Annotated in this window: 14 protein-coding genes and 2 pseudogenes; 9 read left to right on the top strand and 7 right to left on the bottom strand. The window is 67.2% G+C overall.

The window, feature by feature from the left end; genetic code table 11:
• Positions 1 to 71 precede the first annotated feature (71 nt).
• Positions 72 to 355 (bottom strand): annotated as a pseudogene (locus QR77_RS32250) (Hsp70 family protein); the annotation flags it as partial.
• Between the two features lie 857 nt (positions 356 to 1,212).
• Positions 1,213 to 2,055, bottom strand: coding sequence for a MerR family transcriptional regulator (locus QR77_RS32245; RefSeq protein WP_040025579.1), 843 nt, complete (start codon positions 2,053 to 2,055; stop codon positions 1,213 to 1,215).
• A gap of 134 nt (positions 2,056 to 2,189) precedes the next feature.
• Here QR77_RS32245 and QR77_RS32240 point away from each other — a divergent pair, with 134 nt between their 5' ends.
• The 4 genes from QR77_RS32240 (at position 2,190) to QR77_RS42930 (ending at position 5,531) form a co-directional block, all read left to right on the top strand.
• Entirely contained in the window at positions 2,190 to 2,552 is a 363-nt protein-coding gene (locus QR77_RS32240) for a nuclear transport factor 2 family protein (RefSeq protein WP_040025578.1), read from the top strand.
• 21 nt (positions 2,553 to 2,573) lie between these two features.
• The gene (locus QR77_RS32235; RefSeq protein WP_040025577.1) at positions 2,574 to 3,527 is read left to right on the top strand and encodes an alpha/beta hydrolase fold domain-containing protein; all 954 of its coding nucleotides are present in this window, start codon (positions 2,574 to 2,576) and stop codon (positions 3,525 to 3,527) included.
• Between the two features lie 524 nt (positions 3,528 to 4,051).
• The gene (locus tag QR77_RS32230) at positions 4,052 to 4,882 is read left to right on the top strand and encodes an enoyl-CoA hydratase/isomerase family protein (protein ID WP_040025576.1); all 831 of its coding nucleotides are present in this window, start codon (positions 4,052 to 4,054) and stop codon (positions 4,880 to 4,882) included.
• Between the two features lie 178 nt (positions 4,883 to 5,060).
• Positions 5,061 to 5,531 carry a helix-turn-helix domain-containing protein gene (locus tag QR77_RS42930; RefSeq protein WP_078877419.1) on the top strand — a complete coding sequence of 157 codons (471 nt, stop codon included), beginning with the start codon at positions 5,061 to 5,063 and terminating at the stop codon, positions 5,529 to 5,531.
• Positions 5,532 to 5,761: 230 nt separating this feature from the next.
• Here the strand turns inward: QR77_RS42930 and QR77_RS44240 are convergent, their stop codons facing one another.
• Together QR77_RS44240 and QR77_RS44235 are read right to left on the bottom strand one after the other, a co-directional pair.
• Entirely contained in the window at positions 5,762 to 6,592 is an 831-nt protein-coding gene (locus QR77_RS44240; RefSeq protein ID WP_078877417.1) for an enoyl-CoA hydratase/isomerase family protein, read from the bottom strand.
• 425 nt (positions 6,593 to 7,017) lie between these two features.
• Positions 7,018 to 7,230: pseudogene (locus QR77_RS44235) on the bottom strand (ATP-binding protein); the annotation flags it as partial.
• Positions 7,231 to 7,844: 614 nt separating this feature from the next.
• Between QR77_RS44235 and QR77_RS49395 the strand changes: the two are divergent.
• Complete coding sequence (locus QR77_RS49395) at positions 7,845 to 7,988, top strand: hypothetical protein (protein WP_236710896.1); 144 nt, start codon at positions 7,845 to 7,847, stop codon at positions 7,986 to 7,988.
• Between the two features lie 72 nt (positions 7,989 to 8,060).
• Here the strand turns inward: QR77_RS49395 and QR77_RS32210 are convergent, their stop codons facing one another.
• Positions 8,061 to 8,669, bottom strand: coding sequence for a TetR/AcrR family transcriptional regulator (locus QR77_RS32210; protein WP_040025574.1), 609 nt, complete (start codon positions 8,667 to 8,669; stop codon positions 8,061 to 8,063).
• A gap of 98 nt (positions 8,670 to 8,767) precedes the next feature.
• Here QR77_RS32210 and QR77_RS32205 point away from each other — a divergent pair, with 98 nt between their 5' ends.
• The 3 genes from QR77_RS32205 (at position 8,768) to QR77_RS32195 (ending at position 10,472) form a co-directional block, all read left to right on the top strand.
• Positions 8,768 to 9,430, top strand: a complete 663-nt coding sequence (locus tag QR77_RS32205; protein ID WP_040025573.1) for a hypothetical protein — start codon at positions 8,768 to 8,770, stop codon at positions 9,428 to 9,430.
• Between the two features lie 123 nt (positions 9,431 to 9,553).
• Positions 9,554 to 10,171, top strand: a complete 618-nt coding sequence (locus QR77_RS32200; protein ID WP_040025572.1) for a hypothetical protein — start codon at positions 9,554 to 9,556, stop codon at positions 10,169 to 10,171.
• 85 nt (positions 10,172 to 10,256) lie between these two features.
• Positions 10,257 to 10,472, top strand: a complete 216-nt coding sequence (locus QR77_RS32195) for a hypothetical protein (RefSeq protein ID WP_040025571.1) — start codon at positions 10,257 to 10,259, stop codon at positions 10,470 to 10,472.
• 71 nt (positions 10,473 to 10,543) lie between these two features.
• Here QR77_RS32195 and QR77_RS49390 read toward each other — a convergent pair whose 3' ends face one another.
• Complete coding sequence (locus QR77_RS49390; protein WP_236710895.1) at positions 10,544 to 10,735, bottom strand: hypothetical protein; 192 nt, start codon at positions 10,733 to 10,735, stop codon at positions 10,544 to 10,546.
• 701 nt (positions 10,736 to 11,436) lie between these two features.
• On the opposite strand from QR77_RS49390, the gene QR77_RS32185 reads away from it, so the two are divergent.
• Positions 11,437 to 11,679, top strand: coding sequence for a hypothetical protein (locus tag QR77_RS32185; protein ID WP_040025570.1), 243 nt, complete (start codon positions 11,437 to 11,439; stop codon positions 11,677 to 11,679).
• Positions 11,680 to 12,077: 398 nt separating this feature from the next.
• Here QR77_RS32185 and QR77_RS32180 read toward each other — a convergent pair whose 3' ends face one another.
• Entirely contained in the window at positions 12,078 to 12,344 is a 267-nt protein-coding gene (locus QR77_RS32180) for a helix-turn-helix transcriptional regulator (protein WP_040029016.1), read from the bottom strand.
• Positions 12,345 to 12,399 lie beyond the last annotated feature (55 nt).

Raw genomic sequence — 12,399 nt, 5'->3', positions numbered from 1 at the left:
GCCCGTCGGTCGAGATCAGCGCGCAGGTGCTGCGCAAGCCGGCCGATAACGCCGGGAAGTCGCTCCACCTCGCCGGGCCCCTCGACCACGTCGAAGGAGACCGCCTTGGCCCGTCGGACATCTCGTCGCGGCGACGTCCGATGAACCGCTTCGCGGAGGTGATGCCGTTGGGGTCGAGGATCGACTGCCGGCACGCGAGCTGTCCGACCAGCCGCCGGCCGTCATCGGAGAAGGCGACCACCGACGGGGTCGTCCTGGCCCCCTCCGCATTCGGGACGACAGAAGGCTCGCCGCCCTCCCGGACCGCGAGGACCGGGTTGGTGGTGCCGAGATCGATGCCTCCTGCCTTCGCCATGAGAATCTCCTCCGTCGCCACGCGGGACCGGTCGGCGGGCTGCCAGACGTACGCAGCCGGGGCATACCGCGCCCATTCGCCTAGCCTCGCGCGGTACGCGGCGCGCTTCCTCGCCCCGGCAGGACCAATCCGCGCCGACGTTCCGGCCCGCGAGGACGGGGACGCGACACGATTCGCAGGTGAGACCGCGTGCCGAGCGGCGTAGCGTGAAGGGAGGGAAGCCGACTCGTCCTCAGGGAAGGCCAAGCCCAGTCTCGCCATGACTGGCTCATCCGAGCAGATTGCCGTCGCAACCGGTCTCTCCGTGCCGGCCGCCGTGGGCGGCGTCGCGATGGTCATGCTCGCGAGAGGGGCTCGGGCCGCCAGATGAGGGGCCCCTCGGCCCTGTGGGTAGCTCGGGCGGGCTGCGGCGAAAATCCGCAGGACTCTGAAGCCGGGCATGGTCATCTCCGCAGGTGACAGACCACAGGGTCGACACCCGCACTGCGGAAACAACACGACGGACTGCACGGGCGAGCCGTCCGTGCGGACCTCTGGTCGTGCCTCGCTCACTGAAGGACTCGGGACGAGGCGGAACATCCAGCGCGTGACGGCTACGAGCCGGGTACGTGGGCTCGTGGCCTGACCCCTCCGGGGGGACTGACCAGGGCGGTTGGCCCCTTGATCGTCTTGAACTGACCCGCATCGCGGAAGACTCCGAACCGAGCAGGACATCACCCACCGAGCGCCGGTTGGCTCAGTCGGCCTCAAGGCGCTCGACGACAAGGCCTCGTGCGGGTCTGTTCGTGCGACCGCTCTCCGGCCCCCGGACCGCTCCGGCAAAAGTGGGTTACCGGCCGGTGCCCTCGCTTATCCGCTCACGTGGCCGCAAGGTCGGTACCCGGGCTGCTGTGGGTGTGGAACACGGGCCAGCCGATCTCGGTGACCCAGGTGTCCTCGTCGTTCGTGTCGCCCGGACCAGTCAGATATGTCTCGCGGATCGGGTCTGGTGTGGAGATCTCGTGCCGGGCGACGTGCGAACCCAGCGCGGCGTAGGCGCGGTCGATGGTGGCGTGGGCACCGTGGTGGGTCACCACGCACAGCTCGGCGGTGGGGCACATCAGCGGGATGACGCGTCCAAGCGGGCGGATTCTGTCGGCGGTTGGCACGAAGACCGTGGCCAGGCCGGCACCGTCCGTGAAGATCTCGTTGTCGTACAGGCCCGTGACCGGGCCCTGCGGCGAGGCGCCGGTGGCGCTCACCGTGGCCAACAGCTCCGCGGTCGCCCCTCGGAACCACGGCGTGACTGCGCTCGTGTCGACCTCGGCCTGGATCGCCGCGCCGCCGGCAGCGGGGGCGATGCGGAAGCGTATCCGCTCTGCCTTCGGGTCCGGTTTCAGCAAAGCCCTGAGGTTCACCGCCGCCGTCTGCATCCGTCGCAGGTCACCGATCATCCTGGACAAGTGGTCCTCGAGCAGTGCTGTGCGCTCCTCCACGCCTGGTGCGTCCAGCAGAGCGCGAATGTGATCGAGGGGCAGATCGAGCTCACGGAATCGTTTGATCAGCAGCGCGTTGCCGATCTGGTCTGTGCCATATCTGCGGTACCCGGTCACCTCGTCGACCTCGGCCGGGATCAATAGTCCGACCCGGTGGTAGTGCCGCAGCGCTTTCACACCGAGGTGGGTCGCACGGGAGAAGTCGCCGATGTGGAGGGTGGCCATGACTTCCAGTATCAGCCCTCCCCCAAGGGAGGGTTCTCCTGCTCGCGGGGCTTGGAGCCTCCCTCGCGGTCACCCGGAACATGATGACGCCGGTGCCCGGACCAGCCCGGACCAGCAGAGAGAGGAACCCTCCCATGACGCCCACATCGCTTCCCGGTGTGCTCGCGGAGAACTTCCGCGCCACGAACGCCTTCGACCTGGACGCGATCGTCGACACCTTCGCCGATGACGCCTACATCACCGACGCCTCTCGCGAGTTCACCGGGAAGGCGGCCATCCGGGCGTTCCTGGCGAAGGAGATCGTCGGAGACAAGGTCACCTATGAGATTACCGAGGTGCTCGAACATTCCGGGCAGATCATCGTCCGGGCCGTCACTGACGGCACCTTCGACAAGGCCCGCCTGCCCGACCCGGTGATCCTCACCCACTACTTCCAGGTACGAGACGACAAGGTCACCTCACAGATCACCGTCATGCTCAAGCCGTCCCAGTACTGACCGATTATCGGAAGCAACCGCATGAGCACCGCACAGCACCCATTCGTCCAGTACGCGCTCGACCCCGAACTCGCCCACCTGTTCAGCGGGCCCCGCCCGCACACGGCCCGCGGGGACTGGGCCGCGCTGCGCGAAGTCGGTACGGCCGGCCAGGCGTACATGGCCTCACTCGACCCGGCATCCACCGACGTCACCCGCACCCGTTACACCACACCGACAGCCGACGGCGCCACCCTCGAGCTGCGCTGGCACCGGCATCGTCACACCGCTCCGGGGCCTGCCGTGCTGTACGTGCATGGCGGAGGGATGATCCTGGGCAGCCTCGACGCCTACGAACGGCTACTCAGCTGGTACGCGGAGCAGTCCAAGGTGCCGTTCCTGTCGGTCGGCTACCGGCTGGCACCGGAGTCCTGCGGCACCGCACTGGCCGAGGACGTCTATGCCGGACTCCTATGGCTGCACCAGCATGCCGAAGAGCTGGGTGTAGACCTTCATCGGATCGCGATCATGGCCGACAGCGGCGGCGGCGCACCCGCTGCAGGCGCCGCCATCCTCGCCCGCGAGCGCGAATTGCCCGTCGCACGCCAGATCCTCATCTACCCGATGCTCGACGACCGCAACGTCGACGCCGACCCCGGACTGGCCGGGACAGCGACCTGGACGTACGACAACAACGCGACCGCCTGGCAGGCACTCCTCGGCGAGCGCGCCGGAAGCGACCACGTCTCACCCGTAGAGGCGCCTGCCCGCCTCACGGACGCGGCGACCCTGCCCGCGGCCTACATCGAGACCGGTGACCTGGACATCTTCCGCACCGAAGACATCCTCTACGCCGCTACCCTCGCCCGCGCCGGAGTACCCGTCGAACTGCACGTCCACCCCGGCGCGCCCCACGGCTTCGACCGCCTCGCTCCCCACGCCGCCGTGACTCGCCGTGCTTATCAGGACCGGCTGCGCGTCATCACCTCGCTGTGAGAGATTTTTGACCTTCAGCGATCGAACGTATGGCGGGCGAGATCCCCGTCGCCCTGGGCCCGGCTACCGCGCGTCGCTCTCGCCGACTCGCGGGGATGCCAGCTTCCTTACCCGCTGCCCGCACCGGTGCCGCACCCGACGACCGCGCGAAGGCCGGCCCCGTCCGACGAGCGGAGGACCGCAGAGCAGAGTGTCGGCCCGACTCGGCAGTACCGCGCTCACCCTCCAGAGTGCGCAGTTCGAAACTCGGCCCTGTCTGGGCGGGTGCGGCGGGCCGGCTTGGGTCGAACCCCGTCCTCGGTGGCGTGCGGAGCGGCGCGGGTGCGCGGCGAAGGTCGTCCCACAGAGTGGGAAGGGTCTGTTGGGCTTCGGACGCGTGAGGGTTTCGAGGCCGCAGACGTAGCGCCCCGCCAGGGGGTGGGGCGTGCTGTGCGGTATACGACCAAGGGCTGAGTTTAAAAATTAAATCCAGATGCTAGTGTGTGGATCAATTCCGCCCCCACACGAAATGTCAGGAGTGCGCTATGTCCACCATTCGGATCGACCGAAGCAACCCGCACCGCTGGAACGTCACGTTCGATCACGCGCCCATGAACCTCATCGACCCCGAGATGATCCGTGAACTGGAGGCGCTGGTCGGGGAGCTGGAGACCGACCCTGAGGTCACGGTGGTCGTCTTCGACAGCGCCGACCCCGACTTCTTCCTCGCGCACTACGACATCGCCCGGGACCCGGCCGAGACCACCGGCATGGAGGTGACCGGTCCGACCGGTATGCACCCCTGGCTGGATGTGCTGACCCGGCTGGCCAGCGCCCCCGCGGTAAGCATCGCGAAGATCAGAGGCCGTGCGCGCGGGGCTGGCAGCGAGTTCATCCTGGCCTGCGACATGCGCTTCGCCAGCCGGGAGCACACACTGCTCGGCCAGCTTGAGGTCGGGTACGGACTGGTGCCCGGCGGTGGACCGATGTTCCGGCTGCCCTACCTTGTGGGCCGGGGGCGTGCCCTGGAGATCCTGCTGACCAGCCAGGACTACGACGGTGAACTCGCGGAGCGGTACGGCTACGTCAACCGCGCCCTGCCCGATGCGGGGCTGGACGGATTCGTCGACGACGTCGCCGACCGTCTCGCGTCGTTCGACAAGTTCGCCCTCGCCGAGACCAAGCGGTACGTCGGCCAGGTGTCCCTCCCCGACAACTCCCTTCAGCCGCCTGCCCTCGACACCTTCTGGGACTCGGTCGGTCGTGAGGGTGCGCAGCGCCGTGTGGGTGCCGCGTCCGGAAGGGGGCTCCAGGAGCGCACTCACGTCGAGTTGCGGGCGGGTGACTTCCTGAGGAACCTCGGCAACGAGATCTGACAGCGACGAGCCGAGGACGGCGTGCGACACCCGCTCGGCGGTGCGGCCTCCCCCTTTCGGAGAAGGCGGCCACCCTCCTGGGTGCCGCACGCGGCCCGCCGAGATCGCGGGCGCCTGAGTTAAAGTTGTCAACCCAGATCTATCGGAGTCCGTCCGGGCGGAAGTGGGTGCAACAACGGTGAAACATGAAGACAGGACGAAGGAGAACACCCAAAACTGCTCCATAGGGCGTTCACTCCAGATCCTTGGAGAAAAGTGGACTCTCCTGATTCTGCGGGAGGCTTTTCTCGGTGCTTACCGTTTCGAGGAGTTCCACCGCGTACTCGGTTGTGCGCGCAACCTGCTCACTGAGCGGCTACAGACGCTTACCGAGGAGGGAATCCTGATTCGGGTGCCCTACAAGGAGCCCGGATCGCGGGTGCGCGACGCCTACCAGCTCACGGACAAGGGTCACGAGATCCTTCCGGTGCTGGCCGCGCTCATGCAGTGGGGAGACCGGCATCTCGCCGATGAGGCGGGTCCGGCCGCGGTCCTGTGCTCGGCGGTGGACGGCGCACAGGTGCGTCTGGCCTTCATCGATGAAAAGGGCCGTACCGACATAGGGCTCGACGAGGTAGTACCGGCTGCGGGCCTCGGCTGTCTTTACTGATGGTCGCCGATGGGGCGTACCGCCCGGCGCGCCCCTCATCGAAGGTTTCGAGCGCGGTCCTGGTCCGGGCGGGCACATCGCCACGGGCCGCCGCCGACGCCTCGGCTTCACCCAGCACTGGCTCCGCGTATGCGGGGCTGCCTGCGGACGTAACAGATTCGGGCGTCGTGACAACACTCCGTCGCTGACGTCAGTATGGAGCGCGGCGGACGCCGTCACGAGCCCCACTCCTACCGTTCCATCTCTCCCAGGTGACGACCCAGGTTGAGTTCGAAGTCTCCTGCTTTACAATATCCCAGCTCAAGGATCATACGGCTGGTTCTTTGAGTCGACGGCCACTCACTCGTCTCCAAGAATGAATGATTCGATGACCATCGATCAGCCTCGGAGGGAATTCCCGCGCGGGAGTTGACGAGTTTCTTTGCAAGTTCGATTGCACCCTTGTCAAAACGGGCAACACGTCGCGCAAAAGAGTCCACAAAGCCGTCCAGTTCAGCATCCGGGACAGCACGATTGATCCACCCGTACTTCTCTGCCGTGTCCGCGTCGAAGTCCTCTGATCCAACAAGAATCTCCAACGCTCTGGACCTCCCGGCGAGGGAGGTGAGCCACTCCGTGGCCCCACCTCCCGGGACGACGGAGACTCCCACCTCCACTTGACAGAGAATGGCTTTCTCGCGACTGGCGAAACGGATGTCGCATGCGAGTGCCAATTCACTTCCGTGCCCGCGGGCGCGCCCGCGAATTTTGGCCACACTCACAACCCCAGTGTTCGCCAGGCGAGTGACGAAGGACGGCCATTCAGTGAATTTGGCAGCCCCCGGCATGTCCGGGATAACATTACCCCTGGTAATGTCGTAGTGGGCGATAAAGTAGTCGGGATTCGAACTGTCGAACACGACAATTTTAAGATTTTCATCCGCTTCGATTCGATCCATAAGCATGCGAAGTTCCGCAAACATCTCCGGGTCGTAAAGATTGATGGGCGGATTGTCAATCGTAATTTGCCAGTACTCAGGAAGGATTTCATTTACAACAAGACGCTGTTCCTGATTTACCATGCGTACCCCGATGCCGTTCCGAACTGCTGCGCTTTGAACGTACCCCCGTACAGGTCCGGTGGGGTTCGACGTTGCTCCATGTCCGATTCTCTCGTTGGAATGGAGTAATCAGCCACGTTGAGGTCGGCGCGCGAGGGATCCCGCACCAGTCGCGTCAGTCGCATCACTCGGAGCGTTCACGCTTCCGAGACGCCGCAACCAAGGCGGACATTTCTCCGGTGGGGAACGGACGCAGGGCGGGTCGAACGCCCCCGGAGCAACCCGATCCGAACGGCCCCCAGTCACGCCGCCGTCACCTGGCCACACATCGCCTACCGGAACCGGGCCCGCCGAAAGGCCCCAAGGTTCTGCTTGCGGTCCTCAAGGAGGTCATGGGGTCCCTCAACCTGTTCGCGATCATCGCGGTGGTCGGAGCGCTGGCCGTCAGCGACGCTTCCTGCGGTCTTGGCCGCGCCTGCGGCGACCGTCAGTCCGGCGATGCCGCTGCGGTGGAGGTCGTGGCCGCCGCCGCTCGCCCAGTGGACGAACTTGTACGTCGCGTACGGGCAGAGCAGGACCAGGATCATGACGACGAGGCCGGCCGGCGCGTCGGACAGCGCTGAGAGGCCATCGTGGGAGTCGGACTTGCCCATCGCCGCCGTACCTCCAGGTCACCCGTTCCGAGGTGGCCGACGCCGCGCATGTCGCGCGTGAAGCCCTCCAGGGGACAGCCCCACCGCACCACCGTCGTCACCTACATATCCCACTTCGGAGGTTCCCGTGCCCCATGAGGTGACGTCGGCTACCTGCTGAGCCAGCTCCACGACCTCGACCCCGCCCTGCCGATCCGCCTCGCCATCACCCCCGACCGGCCCTTCGCCCATCTCGTCGGCGCAAGCATCGTCATCAGCAACGGTGTCGTGTTTATCGCTGAGAACGGGCAGGAGGGCTACCTACCGACCGGAGTCCGCGACCTCCTCGCCTGGAACTGAATCCGCCCGGCCACCTGCTCCTGAGGCACCCATCATCCCCACCCCAGCCCGCGCTTCCCCCGCGCTGCCTCTACGCAGCCTCGCCCTTCAGCCGATGCCGAACGACGCGGACGGCGCGCTCGTCCGCCGTATCTCCGGCCTTCCCGACGGCCCCCCTTGACGTCGCCTGGTGCCCCGCCGACACCACCAGGCTCCCTCTCGGCCGCATCCGCCCACGCTGGGAATCCGCCCCCCGTACGGGGTGGAACGTCCACGCCCACCTCGGCCTCGCCACCCCCGAGGTGCTGCTCGCCCGTCGGCCCGCAGTCCCCGACGACTGGCCCGACCTGGTCCGCCCCACCCTGTACGAGGTCACCGGCCTGCGCCACGCCCTCACTTTCGCCACCGCCGTCCTGGACCTGTCCCGCCGCCTGTCCGAGATCTGACCCAACCCGCCCCACAGCGACCGCGGAAGGCCGACCCATGTCGACCGGCATGCGTGCGCTCGGACCGAAGAGTCAGGAGGCTCCGGAGTGCAGGACGGCGTCGACGGCCATGTAGAGGGTGTCGTTCTCGGCCTGCAGGATGGAGCCCTCGGCCGGGAGGGCCCGTTCGAGTGCGAGGCCGTTCAGGACGGTGAGCAGGAACTTCGCGCTCCGCGAGGTGTCACCTGCGGCGAGAGCGCCCTCATGGGTCAGCGTCGTCAGCCAGTGTTCGACGCGACGCCGCCCTTCCCGTTCGAGGGCGAGATAGGCGTCCTGCACCTGCTCGGTCGGCTCCGTGGCGATGAACTGCTCGTGGATGACGCGGGACGCCTCCCGTGCGCCGGCGCCTACTCCGGCGGGGGCGAGTACCTGGCGCAGGCAGTCGACGAGACGGTCACGGGCCGGCACTGTGCGGTCGTGGATCCGGTCCTCGGCGATGACCACGTCGTACAGGCGGGAGAGCACCTCGTCCTGAAGTTCGCGCTGCGTCGGGAAGTGGTACCGGAGGGAACCCGTACTCACTCCGGCGCGCGCGGCGACCGCCCGCACGCTGAGCTTCGCGCCGGGGTTCTCCCCGATCATCTGCATCGCCGCCAGCAACACCTTGTCCCGGCTTCCCAACTGCTCGTCGTGATCCGTCATCACATCAACCTCCGCCACCCGTTCACCCAACTAGTACACCGTGATAGTTTGCCATCCAGGTACTAACACAGTGTGTTAGTCGAGCCGAGGGGAGCGAAATGAACGCGTCCACGACATGGCGGCGCCGCCGGGCCATCCGGCGGGTCAAGCAGGGCGACGGGCGGCCTCTGAAGCGTTTCCGCTGGTGGCATATACCGCTGGGACGTGCGCTGTTCTACCTCCGTCCGTCCCCCGACGGCCGGAGGCCAGGGACCTACGCCGTCGACGTCCGGTACTGGGGCAACCAGTCGGGCGGCGAGGTCACAGCACACCTGTATCTCGACGGCCGGCATCACGCCCGGTCCACGATCCCCGCCGTGTTCCCCCTGGAGGGCGGTGTCATCGAGGTGGCGAGGAGCAACTTCGGGATCAAGCGCTGCCACTACGTCACCGCCGAAGGGGAGGAGCAGCAGCTCGTTCCCGACCCGAAGTCGCGCGAGGGCAAGCGGGCTCGTTTCGAGCGTGACCACCCAGCGGTGAGCCGCATGATCGCCGCCGGCTCGGTGCTGATGCTCGTGATCGGCGTGGGACTGAACCTGTTGCAGATCATGGAACCGATCTCTCAGGTGCCGCCCGTCGCGGAAAGCCTTGGCACCTTCAACTCGCCCATCCGCCTGCCTCTCTGGCTCAACCTCACGCTCGCCTTCGGCGCCGCGCTGGCGAGCATGGAACGAGCTCTCCGCCTGCGCTACCACTGGCTGCTCGACGCCGGAGGCCACTGAACCGACCACTTCGAGCGTGGCCCACAGCCCGGACCCCCACGTCCCCGGCCCTCACGCGCCAGGCCTCCACACGCCGGCCAGGCCCGCTGACGACACTTCATCAGAGAAATGTACGTGAGAATCATGAACCGCCTTCGCGGACCGTTCCAGATCATTCGCGCCGACCTCCGCGCCTACCTCCTCATCAATGCCCTCGTCTACGGGGTGTTGCTCGTCGGCATGGCCCTCGCCATCATCTTCCCCGACCTCCACGCCGCGCGGACTTCCTCGTTCGCCAACGGCGACCAGGGCGCGCTCGTCGACACTGTGGTCGGGAACCCCTGGCTTTTCGGCACGATCATCTTCCTGGTCAACGTGTTCGAGACGGCCCTGCTGCTCATAGTCCTGCCGTCGATGGTGATCCCCTTCGCGGGTCTCGCGGTCTTCGCCATCAAGACGATCGACCTGGGGATCATCCTCGCGCCCGTCGACCGGGCATCGACACTGATCCTCATCCCGCACTCCTTGACCCTCCTGATCGAGTTCCAGGCCTACGCACTGGTGATGTTCGGCGCCTACCTGCTGGGCAGGTCCTGGCTCCGGCCGACGACCGTGGGCGCCCGGACGCGCCGCCAGGCCTACGCGCGCGGTCTGAGCCGCCTCGGCCGGCTCTGGATCCCCGCACTCGCGCTCTTCGCCATCGGCGCCGTCTACGAAACCGTCGAAATCTACTTCCTTGTTCCGCTGGTGCTCAGCACCTGACGGGATCAGGCCGGCTGACGGGCCGGGCTGCGCATGGTAGTTCGTGGGTGAACGCCTAAGGGCTCGGGGCATCACCGATTCGCCGATGCCCTCACCGCCGTACCCGTCACCTGACAGCCCTTTGCTCCGGGTGATCGTCGGCAACGCCATCGCCTCCGTGGAGAGCGGCGAAGCCGACTGGAAGGAGGCGATCGTGCACGCCGCTGTTCACGGCTGGTACGAAGGCCACATCGAAGGCGAGGACGCCTGCCCCAGATGTGACTTCCGGGGCCGGCCACCCAAGAACCGCAACCGCGGCTGAGCACTCGCACAACGAAGGAGCGCCACGGGGAAACCGGTGGCGCTCTTCGGCGTTTGCCTGCCCCCGCTCGGCTACTCCAGGTAGATGCCGGCGAAGCTTCCTTCGAACCCAAGGTCGGTCAGGGCCTGTTCGACTGTGGGGTAGGTCTTGTGGTCCGGGAGCGCGGTCATGGTGTCGAAGTGGGTACGGGTGATCTCGGGCTCCAGCCACTCGTGGCGGCAGCGACAGCGGATCCACACGTCGCGGCGGTAGTTGGTGAGCATCCAGTCTCGACGGGCTCCGCGTCTGCCCACATGACGGGTATGCCGCGCAGGGAGATTCCCCCCGGGTGCCGGAGGTACCGGTGGGCGTGGGGACCTGCGGGAGGCTGCGTCTCGTAGTGGAGTTGTGTCAGCGGGCCGCTCGCGGCTGGGTTCGGGCAGCGCGCGGCCACGGTCGCGTGTGGTGGGCGGCGGCGGCTTGCTGGGCGTGGCCGCGTGCGGTGTGCCAGCGTGCGGCGCGATGGTGACCAGGACGAGGGTGGACAGAAGCATGGCGGTGGTGCCGCCGTCTGCGTTTACTCTGCGTAAGTAGGTGCATAGGATCGCCGGAGCCGGTTCCAAGATCCGCATCGCGGTCCGGAGCGCCTACATGAGGGCCGCGTGACTCCTGCGCTGTTCGGCTTGTGCAACGTCCGGGCAAGATGATCTGCGGACGATTCGTTTCTGCAGGTCAGATGCGTCGTATGGGAGTTCCGCGACATCTGAACGACAGGCGCGGCCGCACCCGGCGGGCGGGCGAGCCGGTTGCGGTCGGCGCCCGCCGAACGGATCGCAGGGGGATCTCCGGCCGGGGCCCGGTACGACAATTGCGTCCCACGGGTGGCACCGAGGCGTATTCCGGGTGACTGGCCCGGCCGGTACGGGTCGGGGCGGTCCGGCTCGGTAAACATGAGGTTCCGCCCCACTGAAGGAGATCCCGCTCCATGCGCAAAATCATGTACACCGCTGTGTCTCTCGCCGCGGCCGCCCTGTTCACCGCCGGAACAGCGGGCATCGCCACCGCCGACGAGGGCCCCAAGGTGTCCGGTTCGGCGAGCTGCGGTAGTGGCCCTGCCCTGATCGGCTCCATCATCCCCGTCGGCAGCCCCGAGCAGAACAGCGGTTGCACCGTCGACGGAACGCTCGACAATTCGTCCGCGGCCGCGCCCGCCCCCACCGACGACTGACGCCTCGTCGGCCCAGCCGTTCGCGCCCGAGACGGCGAACCTGACGCCTCTCCCCTTCCTCGTCCCAGGAAGGGGAGAGGCGTCAGGCGTGTACGCGACGCGTCAGGAGTGCGGATGGGCCCTGGAAGGTCCCGGCGCGGCAGCCGACATCGCGACCGCAAGCTCCCAACATCGTCCGCGGCGACATCGCCCTGATTCAGCCCAGTAGAGCCTGCCTCGGACGGGGCGCTTCGCGCAGGTGCCGGGCGGCGCATCCGCCAGGCCCCCAAGGCCAGTTGCCCGGGAACGGGCGATCCTGCCGAGTGCCGAGGATCTGCCCACACGGTCCGTGGTCCGCTCGCACAAGGCGATCTCGGGAGACGACTCACGAGGTGCCGAACGAACTCACAACCCGCTCACTAAGAGGCCTCGCTCAAGGCAGGATCGGTGCGCCAGACGATGGCGAGTTCCGACAGTGGTACGCCAAGTACCTCGCTGAGCCGGACGATTGTGCCGAACGCGGGCGTCGGCAGTCGGCCGGTCTCGATCTTGCGGAGGGTCTCCGGCGAGATCTCCGCCGCCAAGGCCACTTCGACGGGGCTGCGTCCGGCCCGGGCGGAGCGCAACGCGGCCCCGAGGCGTCGGCCCGCCTCGATCTGTTCGGGGGCGAGCGGATAGCGAACCATGCGCACATGCTAGAGCCGCAGGTGACAGGCAGCAACCACTCCAGCCCCTGGTATA

Source organism: Streptomyces sp. 150FB, from assembly GCF_000818195.1.
Lineage (GTDB): Bacteria > Actinomycetota > Actinomycetes > Streptomycetales > Streptomycetaceae > Streptomyces.
This window is presented reverse-complemented; position numbering and strand designations above follow the sequence as displayed.